Origin of the sequence: Paenibacillus sp. MMS20-IR301, assembly GCF_032302195.1 — a bacterium.
Lineage (GTDB): Bacteria > Bacillota > Bacilli > Paenibacillales > Paenibacillaceae > Paenibacillus_AQ.
In genome coordinates this window covers 1,443,093-1,459,883 of the sequence record NZ_CP135275.1, presented here as the reverse complement: position 1 = coordinate 1,459,883, position 16,791 = coordinate 1,443,093, and the positions used below count along the sequence as shown (strand labels likewise).

Sequence of the window (16,791 nt, the reverse complement as noted above, 5' to 3'; positions counted from 1 at the left end):
CTTAAGGCTCCTTCCGTTTAAGCGGCGGCTGGCGGTGGAGATTCTGCGTCTTGTTCTCTTTCGGCCTTGTTCTTAACAGCGGCCAGGGAAATCTGAAGATGGAATCCTTAAGATCTGCTGCCCGGTATGGACCGAGCGGACTCATATAAGGCACACCGAAGGAACGCAGGCTGACCAGATGCAGCACCAGCAGGAATACTCCGCACAGAATTCCATACAGCCCCATGAACCCGGCCAGGGCAATCAGGGCAAAACGCATAATTCTCGCTGCAATCGCCATCCCGGCTTCGGGAATGACAAAGCTTGAGATGGCTGTTATTGATACAATAATAACCATCGCAGAGGAGATAAAGCCCGCTGCAACCGCCGCTTGTCCAATCACCAGCGTTCCGACAATGGACACGGCCTGACCGACATTCTTCGGAATCCGTACCCCGGCCTCCCGCAGAATCTCATAGGTCAATTCCATAAGCAGCGCTTCGACAAATGCCGGAAACGGCACCGTCTCCCGCTGGGCAGCCAGACTGATTACCAGATTAGACGGAATCATCTCCTGGTGATAGGTTGTTATAGCCACATAGAAGGAAGGTGCGAACAAGGTGATGAAGAAAGCCAGAAAACGTACAAACCGCAGCAGTGTGGAGATGTCTGCCCGCTGATAATAATCCTCTGCCGATTGAAAAAAGGAAACAAATACAGTCGGCGCAAGCAGGACAAACGGCGTTCCGTCCACCAGTATTGCCACCTTCCCCTCCAGAATCCCTGCAGCTATCGTATCCGGCCGGTCACTGTTGTACATGGTTGGAAACGGGGTCAACGAAGCATCTTGAATAAACTCTTCGATATAGCCGCTCTCCAGAATGCTGTCCGTATCAATCCGGCTCAGCCGGCGCTTAACCTCTCCGACCAGCTCTTCGTTTGCAATATTGCGCAAGTACATAATAGAGACACTGGTCTGGGTGACACGGCCAATCTGGACCGTCTCCAGCCACAGCTGGCTGTCTTTGATTTTCCGGCGGATAAGGGCTGTATTGGTCCGCAGGTTCTCTGTGAAGCCTTCCATAGGTCCGCGGACTACCGATTGTGAATTAGGCTCACTGACATTACGGTCCTCCCAGCCGGGCAGCCCGATCCGCAGTGCCGCATTCGTCCCGTCCAGCATCAGCATTACATTGCCGGATAACAGGTCATGAACGAAATGGCTGAAGTCACGGATAACGGTAAGGTCACTGGCCATCAGCACGCGTTTGCGCAGCAGCTCGATTTTATCATCCGGAGTCAGCTCTTCCAGCAAATCCGCAGCCCGCTCCTCCTGAAGGGAATACAGAATCGAATGATGCAGCAATCCTGTATCCACCAGCCCATCGATATAAAATATAGCAAGCTGCGTATGTTCCCCTAACATGAGCTGTTTCCGCACCAGATCTGAGCTTTTGCCCAGCAGCCGGTAGATCTGTTCTTCATTCTCTGCAAGCCGGCGGGACAACTCCCCTTCAAGCGCATCCTTTAACATAGCTACCCCCGCTTTCCACATCATCCTCTGTATGGTGTAGTTTGGCAGCAGGATTTGATAATTATTCCGGTTAGAACTCCTATGCTTGGAATACATAATTCTGGAAGGCAGCGGCATACTAAGCCAATATCCGGGAAGATTCGGCCTTAAAGGTTACTGTAAATGGAGGAGACAGATGAGTATCGAAAAAGATCGGATCAGCACAGCACAGCTGGTAATCCTCGGACTGTTCACATTAATTGGGGATATGGCCCTCGTCTACCCCGCAGCCATGACTACAGCAGCCCATCAGGATGCCTGGATTGCCGCGCTGATCAGTATTCCGCTGGGTCTGGGAACGGTATTTCTTATGGTAACTGTGGCGAATATCAATCCGAACAAGACGATTATTGAACTCAGCCAGCAGATTATGGGGAAGTGGATCGGCCGGGTGATCGGGGTATTTTATCTGTTCTTTTTTATCATAGCCGCCTCTACTTATGTCAGAGAGATTGAGGATTTCATGTGTACCCAGATCTATGAAGGAACTCCCGGCGGGGTTATCCGGTTTATGAGTATTGTTCTCCTGGTCTATGGCCTGCGCCTCGGGCTTGAAACGGTCAGCCGGGCCGCTCAGGTGTTCTTTCCCCTGTTTGCTGTCTTCCTCGTCTGCCTGATGCTGCTCTTATTACCGCAGGTCAAGCTGGAACGGATCTACCCCATACTAAATACACCTCTTCCCGACATGCTGCATGCTGTGATGTTCGGCGTGTTCTACCCGTTCGGGGAGCTTTGCGTGTTCTTCATGGTATATCCCTTCGCGCAGAAGAACAGCAAGACGAACCGTGATATTTTCTTGTGTCTTGTCTTTGGATCGGCAGGACTGAACCTGATTCTGTTCCTTTCACTGACCGTCCTTGGCGTCTATTTCTCAGAGCATAATTTCTATGCCGCCTATGTGCTGGCCCAGAAGATTAATATCGCCAATTTCCTGCAGAGGCTTGAAGCGCTTATGGCTACAGCCTGGATCATTACCACTTATTTCAAAACTGCGCTCTATTTCTATGCTTTTGTCCTGGGGACTGCCCAATTGTTAAAGCTGAAAAGCCACCGTCCGCTGATCTTTCCGGTCGCCTTCCTGATCTACGGCCTCTCGCAGCTGATTGCCAAGAACATCATATTCTATGTAAAAGAAATCCCAGCCTACTGGGTAGACTGGGATTTCACGGTTTCACTCGTGCTGCCGCTTATTCTGCTCGTTGTCCACAAAGTGAAAGAACGCGCAGCAGCCGCTTAGCTCTATAGCTGCTTATTGCTGCCGGCTGCTCCAGATGCTACTTCTCCTCCAGCCACAACACCGCCGTCACTCCGCGCGGATAATATTTGCTGCCGGTAATTTCGCCGGAGATGATCTGGTCGCTCCAGCTCCAGATCGAGAGCTGCGGATGGGTGAGCCAGGACACATGCGCAGCATCAGCTGCACGGCCCTCCTCTGCCCATTCCAGCCCCAGAATTTGTCTGGCGATGAACTGGCAGAGATATATTTTGCTCAGCCAGCTGTTGTTGCTGGTGGAAGAAATCTTCCAGCCGCCGTCCTGGAACAGGCAGACTCCTTCAACCAGCACCGCTCCGAGATGCCGGTCCAGCGCTGCGAGATATTCCGCGAACCGGCCTCCCGGCTCCAGAGCTTCCTTGCAGCCGGTAAAGTAAGGGAAGACCAGGCCTTCAATGGCCGGAATGATCTTGGAGTCATTGCCTTCAGCAATGACTGCCGGGATATAGCCATCCTCAGTAACACTGCCCACAATCGTTGCGGCACAGCGCTCAGCCTGAAGGCCCGCTGTCTGCGACAGCTGCAGATTACCGTTATCCTTGAAGATTTTTTCCATAGCCAGATATGCAGCCCAGCATTTGCCCGCCAGATAAATATTGTTCCGTGCCTGGCCCAGGGATACATCCAGACTGTCATACGTTGTGATCTCCGCCCCGCCCATAGTCCGCGAGCTGTCAAGCGCCATTACGCCGTTGCGCTTCGCCGGGTCCGGATGGTCGCGGTTCAGCATGCTCTGCAGACAGCTCTCCAGAACAGTGAGATTGCGCTCCATCCAGCTCTGGTCTCCGGTATGCTCCAGATAAACTGCCGCACTGAGAATCCAGTTCACCAGCTGTTCATGGGTCATATGCGAGAAGCAGCCGTCAATGCCGTATACCTCATAGGAGGAGTACCCGGGACGCGACACGGCATTCGCCACTCCCATATCATGAGTGAAGCTGAGCCCGCCCGGATATTCGGTTGAATCACCCGGGAACCGCACCGTATCCGTGTAGCTGAACCGGTCAACAAACATATCCAGCTCATTGCGCACGGTCCAAGGGTTCATCCGCAGCTCATAGAACAGCTGATCTACCGTCAGATCGAACGTATTCATCATCCGGTATTCCCCTTCGTTTACAATCCAGAACGGCTTGCCTTTATGATCCAGCAGCTCTGTTGAACCATAGTAACTGCGGATGGCATGAGCCAGCATGAAGGTCTGGTCTGTGCTTAATCCGGTACCTTCCAGCATTTGGTCCGCCTGTTCGGCCTGCGTCTTCAATTCATCAAACTGGGCAAGCGCATATTCGGCAACCGCCTCAACATTGCTATAGTAGCGGTTGTAATAATATGCGGCATCCATTCCCGAGGTAACATAACCCGCACGGTGGAAGCAGACTGCGAACCGGTAGGTCTTCCGCTCTCCGGCAGGCACATCCATAATAAGGGCCCCTACCCGGCCAAGGCCAAAGGTCCAGTTCTCTTCCAGCTCTGCTGACAGGATATCCTCCATACTGAAGTGCATAGCCGGCTTCGCCGTACCCTGCTCAGCAGCAATCGCCAGGAACCGGCCCTGGCCCACACCTGCCAGCTCCGCATTGCTGTCGATTCTTCTCATAGCAGAATACGGATCATTGCCCTGGAAGCCGAAGAATGCCCTCCGGACCGAATCACCCGCAGTATTATCTACTTCAAGCTCGACCAGTACCGCCGGCAGCAGCACCTCCTTCAGCTCCGCTTCGGTTGCCGTCTCCGGATCAGGTACCGGGCGCACCGGCGAAAGAATCCGGAAGGTTAACTCACCAGCCTGCCAGCTGTCCGTAGCAAGGCGGAAATCCCGGGTAATCTCCTCATCCGCGAAAGGGTAGAGCAGCTGCGGCTTATTCGGATTGTGGTCGGGATTCTCGATATCATAGCGTTTGCTCTCGTCATCCTGAGCCAGTTCATGGAACGGCAGTGTGTTGAACCCTTTACCATCCTTGCGCTGAAGTCCGATATATATATTTTGTCTCGGCGGCCGGCCCGCCTCCAGGTCAAAGCCGCCTGAGGCTCCCTTGAAGCCCAGGGTGAAGCTTGCAAACGCTCCGATCGGTGAATGATGGGCATTGTAGAATTGATTTGTCGGCATAACGTGAATGCACTCCTTTTCCCTTTTCCCGCTGTATCCCGGCAGTACCGGGTTCAAGCTCTATGTTAACGGGACCGGTGCTTACGGAACAGGCGCAAAGCCGCCTATTATTTGGACAAATCAATCGCTTGCCCTTCCCTATGCTATAATAGAACCATCTATTAGCGAAAAAGAGGTAGACAATGAACGCATACGAACCCGGCATACTACATTCCCTGGATGGACGGATGTCACCGGATCTTCAGGTTGCCTTTCATATCTTTGCCGCCCACTGGCGGAAGGTCGACAAGGACTGGCATTACCCTGTACATACTCATCCCATGTTCGAAATTAATGTTGTGCTGCAGGGCTCGCAGCAGATGATCATCGGCGGACAGACTTACCACCAGCAGAGCGGTGATATTCTGTTCATCCGTCCGGGGGTGTCCCACTCCAGCCTGGGAACGGGTTCCGGTGAGGACATGACTTATTATTGCCTGCATTTTGACATCGATGATCTGATTCTGCGGCGTACCCTGATGACCGTGGATACCGTCAGCATGAGCGGTGATACCCCCGAGCTGCGGGCCATCCGCGCCTCGCTGGATGCTGTAATCAGCTCCACGATTCTGTCCGGTACCAGCGATGCCCAGCGCAGCCGGCTGGTTATGCTTAACGCTTCACTGCAGCTGTTCACCGCGCTCAGCGGCTGGGTGCTGGCCGCCTTGCCCTCGCCCGTACGAAGTACGGTGCCGGGGGTTACCGAGAACACCGTTGCACTGGCGAATGCGATCGAGGGACTGCTGCAGGAATCCGTCTTCACCGCAGCGGCCACCGGCAGCCGGGCCGGAAGTATTGAGGATATTGCCGCCAAGCTCGGCTACAGCCCGAACCACTGCAACCGCGCGTTCCGGCAAATCTACGGGCTGCCGCCGCGGCAGTATCTCTCCGACCTGATTATCCGCCACGCCAAGCTGCTGCTGCTGGATAACAGCCTGTCCGTCGAACGCATTGCCCACCGGCTGGGCTACCGCGATGTCTCCCATTTCAGCAAACAATTCAAGCGCTGGACCGGCCTGCCTCCGATGGGCTACCGCCAGCTTACGGCCGAGTCAGAGCCGGTGAAGGAGTAGTTTGGCTTTTATCTTATACTTATAAAGGTGGTTCATATGAAGATATATAGCTTTAGCCAGGAGTCGGGGAAATCCATCTCCGCTTTTGACTCCGATTTCATTATGTCGCGGATCGTCCGGACCGGAGCAGAGGCTCATATCGGCTGTGTATATCTCGGGCAGCAAGGAATGATCGGCTATCATCAGGCGGCTTGTCCGCAGCTGCTGCTGATTGTGCAGGGCGAAGGTTATGTCCGGGGTGAGGAAGCTGCATTCACGGCTGTTCATGCTGGCCAAGCTGTCTATTGGGAATTAGGAGAATGGCATGAAACCCGGACAGATACCGGATTAACTGCGATTATAATTGAGAGTGACAGCTTAAACCCTGCAGACCGTATGCCGCTGGTATAAGCGCTGGGATTAATGTTTGGATGGGCTTGGAGACACAATACAGCTTTTTTCAATCAAGCGCGCCATTTGTATATGAAAAACCGAATACATTCGGCTCCAGCGAGGGTAATCGCTTCCCTAACCGCAAATAAAAACTCCGCAAACCATTCTCATGGCACGGAGTTTTGTTTATTGCACAAGATCAAATGCGGCTTACCCTTTGGTCGCCCCCGAGGCGATGCCCTTGACGAAATACTTTTGCAGGAAGATGAATACGATCAGCACCGGTACAACCGACATGGCGGTTCCGGCAAAAATCATATCCCAGCGCGAGGAGAATTCCCCGATATAGCGGTAAATTTCCACGACCATCGTCTTCGCCTGGCCTGAAGGCAGCACCAGCATCGGCATCAGGAAGTCATTCCAGATCCCCAGCCCGTTCAGCACCACCATGCTGGCGGTAACCGGCCCGAGCAGCGGGAACACGATCCGCCAGAAAATTCCGTAGCGCGAGCAGCCGTCAATCTCAGCCGCCTCTTCAATCTCCTGTGGAATTCCCTTCACGAAGCTGGTATAGAGCAGGCAGCCGAAGCCGACCGCACCGGCCACATAGATCATAATCGGTCCGGCCAGACTGCCGTAGAGACCAAGCATCCGCAGCTCTTTGAACAGCGGGATCATGTACGCCTGGAACGGAATCATCATTCCGGCCAGGAAGTACAGGAAGACCAGCCGCGTCCAGCGGGTATTCCGGCGTTCAATTGCATAACCGGCCATCGGGATGATCAGCACCTGGGCGACAATCGCCACCACGGTCAGAATCAGGCTGTTGAGAATCGCCCGGGGAAACTCGGTTTCCGTGAGCAGATATTTGAAGCTTTCCAAGTACAGCGACTTCGGAAAAGCAATCGCATCGCGCATAATCTCGGCATTGCTTTTGAACGCGGACATTAAATTAAAGAAGATCGGGAAGAAAAAAACTACAGCTACCAGGACTGTAATGACAAACAGGGCAATTTCAGCCAATCTCCGCTTCGTCTGTAACTTCATCTTAGAGCTGCACCTCGCGTTTCTGCAGGAATTTGACCTGGATCACTGTAATAATCAGAATGATCAGGAACAGAACCATCGCCAGCGCTGTGCCGAAGCCTTGTCTCAGCTCACCGAAGCCTACTTTATAGATAATATAAGTTAATGTCTCCGTCTCAAAGCCCGGGCCGCCGTCGGTCATTACGGCAATCTGGTCAAAGATCTTCAGTGCGCTGATCATGGAGAGCACCATGCACACCGTCATCGAGCCTGCCAGCAGCGGGAAGGTAATGTGCCGGAATTGCTTCCAGCCGCCTGCCCCGTCAATACTGGCTGCTTCATTAAGCTCCTGCGGGATACCCTGCAGTCCGGCCAGATAGATAATCATATAATAGCCCGCACCCTTCCAGACCGTTGACAAAATAATCGACAGCATGGCGTATTTCGGATTGCCCAGCCAGTCCACGATATAGTCGCCTAAACCAATGGCGCTGAGGATCTGATTAAACACACCGAAGTTGTAATTGAGGATCATCGCCCAGACAAAGCCCATCACGATGCCGCTGAGCAGAGTCGGGAAATAAAAGATGCTTCTGAACAGATTGCGGAACCAGCGTACCTTGTCGACCATTAAGGCCATGGCAATCGCTGCGATATTCTCAAGCACGACGAGCGTAATGGTCATTACCATTGTATTTTTCAATGCATTCTGCACCCGCGGACTCTGGAAGATCTCCACGAAGTTGGCGAAGCCGATATAACGGACATCGCTGCTGATTCCGTCCCAGGACGTAAAACTTAAGTAAACGCTGCCTGCTGTAGGCACGATAACAAATAATGTGTATAAAAGGAATGACGGCAGTATGAACAGCAGCGCGTAAGACTGCCATTTTTTCTTTTTCTTGTGCAGCTTCCCGCCGGCCAGAAGCGGCTGGTCTGCTTTAACGATGGATGTAGCCATGCTTCCTCTCCCTCCCTGGTGCGCGTATGTTTAGATGAGAGCAACCTCTGCCGGAGCAGAGGTTACTCCTCCGGCGCTATAGTTTACAGTGAATTGGCTTTGACCTGATTGTCATATTCAGTGTCAGCCTGTTTCATATAATCGGTTACGTCCCCGTTCTTCACAACCATGTCCTGCAGCAGCTTGTAGTACCAGTTGCGGAACTGCGGAGGAATCAGATTATCGCCCCACCAGTTATTGATCGCCAGGGATTTGGTTACATTCGGGTCAGCAATCAGATCCAGGGCTACCTGCATTTGCTCGCCTGTCTCATAGGTTACTTTCTCTTTAGTCGAAGGAATGGCATTGATAGAAGCCAGGTAGACTGAATATTGCTCCGGTGCGAAGAAGAAGCGGATGAACTCTTTAATCGCTTCGGTTTTGTCCGCATCTTTGGCGGCATCCGTAGATAAGGACCAGCCGGCCGGTGACGGAAGGCCGATTACATTCACTTTACCTTCGCGGTCAGGCACGGCGTAGAAGCCGAATTCAAAGCTTGGATCTGCTTCAGCAATCTGCGTGAACATCCAGGTGCCGGAGAAGAGCTGTGCCGCTTTGCCGGAGACCAGAATTGAAGCCGTCTGGTTGTCTGCTGTGCTGAGCCAGCCTTTGTCCACATAATTGGTGAACAGCTCTTTGAAATCCGTCATTCCCTGTACCACACCTGCATCGGTGAAGCTGACGGTCTTGGCTGTGCGTTTGGAATTCCAGTCCGGGTCCTTGGTATATACATCGTCGATCAGGAATTTATTCACCCAGAAGCCCATGTGGAAAATATCCTTGCCGCCGACAACCAGCGGAGTGATGCCGGAAGCTTTCAGCTTCTCCTGAATGGCGATGAACTCGTCATAGGTTTTCGGCAGCTCGGTAACACCTGCGTCTGCATAGGCTTTTTTACTGTAGATGATTCCCTGCGGTGAATTCACCTGCATCGGTGCGTTCCATACTTTGCCGTCTACCTGCGGCGGAGACTCGAACAAGTCCAGCAGATCTGCAGGCAGCTCGACAATTTTGCCGGCATCCGCGAATACCTGGGTATCACGCATTTCCACAAGATCCGGGAATTCCCCTACCGCATCCTTGGTCTTCAGCCAGTCCAGATAAGCGGCAGATGAGGTTTCGCTCAAGTCCTTGATGGTCACATTCGGATTCGCATCCGTGAATTTCTTGACGGTATCGGCGATGGCCTTCTTGGTCGCCGGGTCACCGGAAGCATAACCGATGGTGAAGCTGACTTCCTTCTTCGGAGCTTCAGTAGCCGCAGTATTCCCTGCCGGAGCCTCGGTTGCCGGGGTGTTCCCGCTGCCGGCATTACCGGCACTATTATTATTCCCGCCGCATGCCGAAAGTACGGTTGTAGCAGCAAGCAGCATAACGGATAATTTCGTAATCGAGTTCTTCTTCATATCTTTGATAACCTCCCCTTTGGTGTACAGCACGGAAACGGCAGGCCCGATGTGCGCATCATCGCTCGTAAGCGTTTCCTTGTGATTCAAGAATAGCATCCGGCAAGAAAGGTTAGAATGAACTTTTTTAAGGGGGATATGCGGTAAATTTAAGAGGAAACAGCCCTGCAAACAATTAAATTCTTAAACAAAAAAAACGGAAGTCCGCAGACTCCCGTTTCTTCACCTTTATTGCTGTAATGCTAGTGCCGGTATTCTTCTGCCTGCCTGTCATACTCAGTATCGGCCCGTTTCATATATTCCAGTACATCCCCGTCTTGGACAACCATGTCCTGCAGCAGCTTATAGAACCAGTTGCGGAATTGCGGCGGAATCAGATTATCCCCCCACCAGATATTCATCATCAGCGATTTGGTCACCTGCGGATCGGCCATCAGCTCAAGCACGGTCTGCATCTGCTCGCTGGTCTCCCTGGCTACCTTTACCTTGGTGGAAGGAATGGAATCAATGCGGGACAGGAATTTGCTGTAAGGTTCAGGTGAAAAGAAGAAGCGGATAAATTCTCCGATCGCCTGCTTCTTGAGCGGGTCGGCCGCTGCCTGCGCAGAAATGGACCAGCCGGACGGGGCCTGCAGGCCGACGACACTCAGCTTTCCTTTGCGGTCCGGAACGGCATAGAAGCCGAACTCAAAGCCCGGGTCCGCCTCTCTGATCTGGGAGAACATCCAGGAGCCGGAGAACAGCTGCGCCGCCCGGCCGGAAACAAGCAGTGACGCGGTCAGGTTATCTCCGGTACTTACCCAGCCCGGGTCTGTATAGTTCTGCAGCAGCTCCTTGAAATCGGACATTGCCCGGACCACATTATCATCGGTGAAGCTGACACTGCCGGCATTACGTTTGGCATTCCAGTCCGGGTCTTGCGCATAGACATCGTCGATCAGAAATTTATTGACCCAGAAGCCGATATGAAAAATATCCTTGCCGCCAACAGCAAGCGGAGTAATTCCGCTGGCCTTAAGCTTACCCTGAACCTCCAAAAATTCATCATAGGTTGCCGGAAGGGCGGTAATCCCGGCTGCGGCATAGGCTTTCTTGCTGTAAATAATGCCCTGCGGCGCGGACACAAACAGCGGTGCATTCCACACCTTGCCGTCCACCTGCGGCGGATCGTCAAACAATTCCGCCAGCTCATCCGGGAGCGGAACGATCTTCTCGGCACCTGCAAAAGCTTCCGTGTCCCGCATCTCTACCAGATCGGGGAACTCGCCTACCGCATCCTTTACCTTCAGCCAGTCCAGGTATGCCGAAGAGCCGTTCTCGCTGATATCCTGAATCCTCACCTGCGGATAGGACTCCATGAAAGCCTTGATCGTCTCCCCGATCGCCTGCTTCGTTGCCGGATCACCGGAGGCATAACCGATCGTGAAGCTCACCGGCGCGGGTCCGCCCGCCGTACTGCCGGTGTGCTGGCTGCTCTGCCCTGACGTTACCGTACCGGCAGAATCCCCACCGCCGCCGCAGCCGGAGAGAAGAAGGCCGGCTGCAAGCAGAAGTGGCGGGAAGCCCGTCCAATTAGATTTACGTATTGGCATGCTCAGTGCCTCCTCATTCTGTGAAGATCGGAAATGTCAGTGTAATGGAAGTCCCGATATGCTCTCTGCTGCTGATGGTCAGGCCGTAATTCTCCCCGAAGCTGGTGCGGATACGCTCATGTACATTTTTGAGGCCGACATTTTTACTTGGTGCCTGCGGGTCATCCAGCAGCCGGCTGATCCGTGCAAGCTCCTCCCTGCCCATCCCGACGCCGTCATCATAAATCGTAATTGCCAGTACCTGCTCCTTGCGTTCTATAGTAAGACCGACTGTTCCTTTACCCTGAAGGCGCAGGCCATGCTGAACCGCATTCTCGACCATCGGCTGCAGGGACAGCTTCAGTATCGGCCAGTCCAGATCAATATCCGGGGCAATATCCAGATGCAGCTCGAACCTGTTCTCATACCGGACCGAGATGATATAGAAGTAGTTCTGCAGGTGGGCCAGTTCACTGGCAATGCTGACCCGGTCCTCTCCGTAATCTATGACATATTTCAGCTCATTGGAGAGCGCCAGTATCATATCGGCTACCTCTCCGGCTTCTTTATCCACAGCATTCATCCGTATGACTTCCAGCGTGTTGTACAGATAATGGGGCCGGATCTGGCTCTTCAACGCGTTCAGCTCGCTCTGCTTCTGCTTGATCTGAGCGACATAGGCCTCATCAATGTAGACCTGCAGCCGCTCCACCATCCGGTTGAAACCGTGGGCCAGCCTGCCCATCTCATCATTGCTGTTCACGGTAATCTGCGTATCCAGCCTGCCCGATTCGACAACCGCCATCTGCTTGATCATCTCCCGGATCGGCGCCGCCAGGCGCCTTGAGAACCAGGCCCCCATTACAATCATTACGGCAGCACACATGCCTATGGCAATATACACGGTTGTCCGGGCGGACAGCAGCTGCTCGAACAGATTGCCGCGGTGGATTTTGGCGATAACCTGGCCGTTCAGAAAAGGAATGGCTTCACTGAGCACGAGCATCTCTCCCTGCTCATCCCCTGTAAGCGCCGATTCTTCCCTGCCGGCAGGCTGATTGCTGAAATACGTCCGTCCAGACCCGTCGAGCAGATACAGCTCATCCTTCTCCCCGAGGCTCAGCTCCCGGAAAAACTGCTGAAACAGCGAGGTATCGACATCAAGAAACAAGGTGCCTACAACCTTCGGCTCTTTGGTTACCCGGCCGGAGGTATCAATCAGGCTGCGTCCGATCGTAAAGACCCGGCGGCTCGCGCCGTAGAAATAGCTGTCCTCATGGCTAGGGAATATCGCAACCTTAGACGGGTCCCCGGCCATTTCTGCCAGCCACCGGGCTGCCGGCACCGCATCATTGTTCAGCGAACGGTTGCCGCGCTCCTGATAATACATTTTACCGTCAGACTGGCGGACAAACTGCACACTTGAGATGTAAGGATCACTGAACAGCACGGTCTTCAGGAAGGAATCAATGGGAATCGCGTTGATTCTCTCCAGCTCATTCACATTCTGGGTCTGATTCTGCGAGTAGCTCTCGATGAAGCCCTCATAACGCCCGGTATACATTAATTTCGACACTTCATTGTACTGGTTGAATGCCGAATTCAGATTATAGCTCATGTACAGCACCATTTGCTGCAGATTACTGGTCGTGTACCGCTCTACATATCCGGAGAAGGTTCTCACGGAAAATAAGCTGAGGGCAAACAGCGGAATCAGCCCGACCAGCAGAAAGGATGCGGAAAATTTGACAAAAATGCTTTTCGGACCCCGTCCCCAAATCAGCATGGAGCTCCCCTTCTCTCTCTCTTGTACTCATGATCCGGGCTGAACGGCATCAGTGCTTCACAGACTGCTTATATTCCTGCGGCAGCTTGCCGAACTGCTTCTTGAACATATCGCTGAAATGACGGGCATTGTTGTAACCGACCCGGTCGGCAATCTCATAGACCATCAGATCACTCTGCAGCAGCAGCCGGCGGGCATGATCCATCCGCACCTCCGTCAAGTAATTCTTGAAGTTCTGCCCGGTATGCTTCTTGAAGAAGCTGCTGAAGTAATAAGGATTCATATACACGAGGGCAGCAATCGATTCCAGGGTGATATTCTCGGCATAATGCTCTTCCACATAGCTTTTCACCTGGGCCAGCTGCGGCATTTCTTTGCCGGCGGCCCGGCAGCCGAGCTGCTCCAGCATCCTAAGCAGCACAGCAGCGAATTCCTGGCGTAGTGTGCTGAAGGCCGGAGCATCGGCCAGCGTCTCCAGCAGCGGCTTGCCGCCCTGATTCATCAGCCCGGCATCCACACCGAAATCGGCCATATCCGCTTCAAGCTGAATAATCGCATTATACACATGGGACACCGCCTGATTGCGGCTTCCTCCCGACAGCAGGGACACGTTATCCAGCAGTTCGGCGGTTAAGGCTGTAAGCAGCTCTTTATCCAGTGACTTCAGCGCCTCGGTGATGCCGCTCTGAACGCTCTGAATACCGGGAAGTACAGCTGCCTGCAACGATACCGCCGCCTGCTCTTCCGTGTAGGAGATTACCCGGTTAGACCCGGCGAAATAGCGGAATCTGAGCGCTTTCAAGGCAGACTGGTAGGACTCCGCCGCCTCTTCCACACCACCCACCGGTTCTCCGATCCCGATCGTGACCTGCAGCTTCAGGAAGCTGTTGATTTTGTGGTGCAGATCCTCCATCCACTGCTGCGGCTCGGCCAGCTGCTCATGCTGGAGCAGTACGCTGAACCGTTCACCCTTGCGGAACACATACCCGTTGCCCCGCTCATCCACCGTCTCTTTGATGATATTGGACAAGGCGAATTCGACAAGCTTGCGCTCCCGTTCCTCCCAGCGTGAAGGCTGATCACTATATTCATCCGTCTCAATAACACAGATGCTGGCATACCGGGTAATCGCTGTATTGCCCATCCGGGCCAGTGTAACAGCGGCTGCCTTATTGCCGTCCGTCAGCTGCTCCAGCTGTTCCTCAACGGTGACAGACAAATTTCTCCGCTCATAGGTTCTCAGCATCTCCTTGTTGCGCTCCTCCTGTGATTCCTGGCGGATCAACGTGGCGGCGCGGGTGACTACCTGCTCCAGCTGGCCCGTATTGACAGGCTTGACCAGATAATCCAGTGCACCGTATTGCACCGCCTCACGGGCATAGGCAAACTCCTGATAGGCGCTGATGAATATTACCTTGATTGTACGTCCCGACTGATGGATCTCGCGGATAATATCTATACCGGAATAACCGGGCATACTGATATCGCTGATAATCAGATCCGGCTTACAGCTCTCAATCATCGCCCTCAGCTCTATGCCGTCCCTCGCTTCACCCACGATATCCAGCCCGAGCGTACTCCAGGAAATAAGCTTCTTCAGCCCCCGCAGTATGACCGGCTCATCATCTGCCAGCAGCACCCGGATTGTTCTGTTCATTGCTGCACCTCCGCATGGTTGCCATTGATTAATGCCAGGCTGAACGTCTGGCTGTCTATATTCATAATTGCCGCGATACAAGAGATTCATCCCATTATACTGTACCATGGCAAGCGCGTCAGCCAGGTGAAGCTTTTTAAGCGGAAAGCGCAGTTTTTTAAGAAAATCAGATCAGGAGCATAGCCGCGCGTTAGTTGACTATCACTTATAAGCTGGGATCAGCAGCCGGTCTCATGGTACAATACTACAAGAATTTAATCCTGCTAAAAAGTTAACTTAGGAATGCTGCATAATTTTCTGAAAAGTTGGTGACTGAATTGATTTATTTCATTAAATTTGTCTATAGCTTTGTTCTCCCGCCCGGAATTTTCGTGGTGCTGCTGCTGGCAATGGCCCTTTGGCTATGGAAAAAAAACCGCCGCCCGGCGCTGACTTTACTCGCAGTTACGCTGCTGCTCTATCTGTCGATGACCTCCTTCGCCAGTGATCTGCTGATTGGCAGCCTGGAGAAGAAATATACCCAGCCGGCTGCTGTAGACGGTGATGTCATTGTCGTTCTGGGCGGGGGCGCTGTCTCCGGCACCCCGGACCTGGACGGAGCGGGCAATCTGTCCGGACCGGCAGCGAACCGGCTGCTGACAGCCGTCCGGCTGTACCGGCAGAGCGGATTGCCGGTTATCTTCTCCGGCGGACAGGTGTTTGCTGACAGCGGCAACGAAGCCGATATCGCCCGGCGGCAGCTGATAGGTCTCGGTATTCCGTCCGGGGACATTCTGGCAGAGAACCGCTCGCTCAACACGGACGAGAATGCGGTCAACACCGCCCGGCTCATGCAGGAGCACGGCTTCAGCCGCCCGGTGCTGGTTACTTCCGCCTTCCATATGGCGCGGAGCATGGAGCAGTTCAAGAATGCCGGGCTATCGCCGCAGCCCTTCCCGACCGATTACCAGGCGAGCCGCCCCATCTCGCTCTATGTTAACAAGTTCACGCCTTCCGGCGGAGCCGTCTCAACAACCGCTCTTGCATTGAAGGAGTATCTGGGACTGCTGGCGGCGAGGCTGCTGCCGTAAGCGGACTAATGCCAGCCGGGCGGACGAAATCAAGGGAGGACATAATATAGTGGCAAATGATGAGGAGATTTTAACCGGCGGGAATGTCAATCACATTGTCCGCACTGCGGACACCGTCCGCCGCCCCGTAGGGTACTGGAGTCCAAATGTCCATGAACTGCTGCTGCATCTGGAGAAACAGCGCTTCGCAGGAGCGCCGCGGTTCCTCGGAATAGATAACTCCGGGCGTGAAATACTGAGTTACATTGCCGGGGAAGTTCCGGGCAATGCTTACCCTGAACTTAAGCCGTATATGTGGTCTGACGAGACACTCGCTGGCGTAGCAAGACTTATGCGCAGCTACCACGATGCAGCAGAGGGCTTTACCCCCGTTGCTGGCGGCAGCTGGCAGCTCAGCTATGCCGATCCTGAAGCGTATGAAGTGATCTGCCATAATGACGCTGCACTGTACAATGTGGTTTTTCAGCATGATGTCCCGGTGGCACTGATCGATTTTGACATGGCCGGACCCGGGCCGCGAATGTGGGACATTGCGTATTCCATGTACACCTCGGTGCCACTGGCCAGCTTTGTACCTGATTATGCTACAGGGCACACAGGAGCCTATCAGTCGAACTTACATGCAGCAGACAGACGCCGGCGGATCGCTTTATTTTTCAGCGCATACGGAATACCTGTTCCTGCTGATTTGCAGAAGTGGATTATAGAGCGGCTGACCGCCATGTGTGATACCTTGAAGAACGGCGCCGAGGGCGGCAACCCTGCTTTTATAGCAATGGTTGATGAAGGCCACCTGGCACATTACGAGCGGGAGATCCGCTTTGTAGCCAACCATTTCACGGAATGGTGCTGACCT

Annotated in this window: 13 protein-coding genes; 5 read left to right on the top strand and 8 right to left on the bottom strand. The window is 53.5% G+C overall.

Annotated features, from left to right (window positions below; genetic code table 11):
• Window position 1: 1 nt before the first annotated feature.
• A complete protein-coding gene (locus LOS79_RS06430) occupies window positions 2–1,513 on the bottom strand; it encodes a spore germination protein (protein WP_315417147.1) in 1,512 nt (503 codons plus the stop codon).
• A gap of 175 nt (window positions 1,514–1,688) precedes the next feature.
• Here LOS79_RS06430 and LOS79_RS06425 point away from each other — a divergent pair, with 175 nt between their 5' ends.
• Window positions 1,689–2,789: a GerAB/ArcD/ProY family transporter gene (locus tag LOS79_RS06425; protein ID WP_315417145.1), complete on the top strand. Its 1,101-nt coding sequence runs from the start codon at window positions 1,689–1,691 to the stop codon at window positions 2,787–2,789.
• A gap of 37 nt (window positions 2,790–2,826) precedes the next feature.
• On the opposite strand, the gene LOS79_RS06420 is transcribed toward LOS79_RS06425, so the two are convergent.
• Complete coding sequence (locus LOS79_RS06420) at window positions 2,827–4,935, bottom strand: glycoside hydrolase family 52 protein (protein ID WP_315417144.1); 2,109 nt, start codon at window positions 4,933–4,935, stop codon at window positions 2,827–2,829.
• Between the two features lie 182 nt (window positions 4,936–5,117).
• On the opposite strand from LOS79_RS06420, the gene LOS79_RS06415 reads away from it, so the two are divergent.
• Window positions 5,118–6,047: an AraC family transcriptional regulator gene (locus LOS79_RS06415; RefSeq protein ID WP_315417142.1), complete on the top strand. Its 930-nt coding sequence runs from the start codon at window positions 5,118–5,120 to the stop codon at window positions 6,045–6,047.
• Between the two features lie 36 nt (window positions 6,048–6,083).
• The gene (locus LOS79_RS06410; protein WP_315417140.1) at window positions 6,084–6,437 is read left to right on the top strand and encodes a cupin; all 354 of its coding nucleotides are present in this window, start codon (window positions 6,084–6,086) and stop codon (window positions 6,435–6,437) included.
• Between the two features lie 192 nt (window positions 6,438–6,629).
• On the opposite strand, the gene LOS79_RS06405 is transcribed toward LOS79_RS06410, so the two are convergent.
• The 6 genes from LOS79_RS06405 to LOS79_RS06380 form a co-directional block, all read right to left on the bottom strand.
• The gene (locus LOS79_RS06405; RefSeq protein ID WP_315417138.1) at window positions 6,630–7,466 is read right to left on the bottom strand and encodes a carbohydrate ABC transporter permease; all 837 of its coding nucleotides are present in this window, start codon (window positions 7,464–7,466) and stop codon (window positions 6,630–6,632) included.
• 1 nt (window position 7,467) lies between these two features.
• On the bottom strand, window positions 7,468–8,406 hold the full coding sequence (locus LOS79_RS06400; RefSeq protein WP_315417136.1) for a carbohydrate ABC transporter permease: 939 nt from the start codon (window positions 8,404–8,406) through the stop codon (window positions 7,468–7,470).
• 83 nt (window positions 8,407–8,489) lie between these two features.
• Window positions 8,490–9,851 carry an ABC transporter substrate-binding protein gene (locus LOS79_RS06395; RefSeq protein ID WP_315422029.1) on the bottom strand — a complete coding sequence of 454 codons (1,362 nt, stop codon included), beginning with the start codon at window positions 9,849–9,851 and terminating at the stop codon, window positions 8,490–8,492.
• Window positions 9,852–10,093: 242 nt separating this feature from the next.
• Window positions 10,094–11,443, bottom strand: coding sequence for an ABC transporter substrate-binding protein (locus LOS79_RS06390; RefSeq protein WP_315417135.1), 1,350 nt, complete (start codon window positions 11,441–11,443; stop codon window positions 10,094–10,096).
• Between the two features lie 13 nt (window positions 11,444–11,456).
• The gene (locus tag LOS79_RS06385) at window positions 11,457–13,208 is read right to left on the bottom strand and encodes a cache domain-containing sensor histidine kinase (RefSeq protein WP_315417133.1); all 1,752 of its coding nucleotides are present in this window, start codon (window positions 13,206–13,208) and stop codon (window positions 11,457–11,459) included.
• Between the two features lie 49 nt (window positions 13,209–13,257).
• Window positions 13,258–14,865 (bottom strand): response regulator, encoded by a 1,608-nt coding sequence (locus LOS79_RS06380; protein ID WP_315417132.1) that lies wholly within the window; start codon window positions 14,863–14,865, stop codon window positions 13,258–13,260.
• A gap of 317 nt (window positions 14,866–15,182) precedes the next feature.
• Here LOS79_RS06380 and LOS79_RS06375 point away from each other — a divergent pair, with 317 nt between their 5' ends.
• Together LOS79_RS06375 and LOS79_RS06370 are read left to right on the top strand one after the other, a co-directional pair.
• Window positions 15,183–15,935, top strand: a complete 753-nt coding sequence (locus tag LOS79_RS06375) for a YdcF family protein (protein WP_315422027.1) — start codon at window positions 15,183–15,185, stop codon at window positions 15,933–15,935.
• Between the two features lie 49 nt (window positions 15,936–15,984).
• The gene (locus LOS79_RS06370; RefSeq protein ID WP_315417130.1) at window positions 15,985–16,788 is read left to right on the top strand and encodes a phosphotransferase; all 804 of its coding nucleotides are present in this window, start codon (window positions 15,985–15,987) and stop codon (window positions 16,786–16,788) included.
• Window positions 16,789–16,791: the final 3 nt, after the last annotated feature.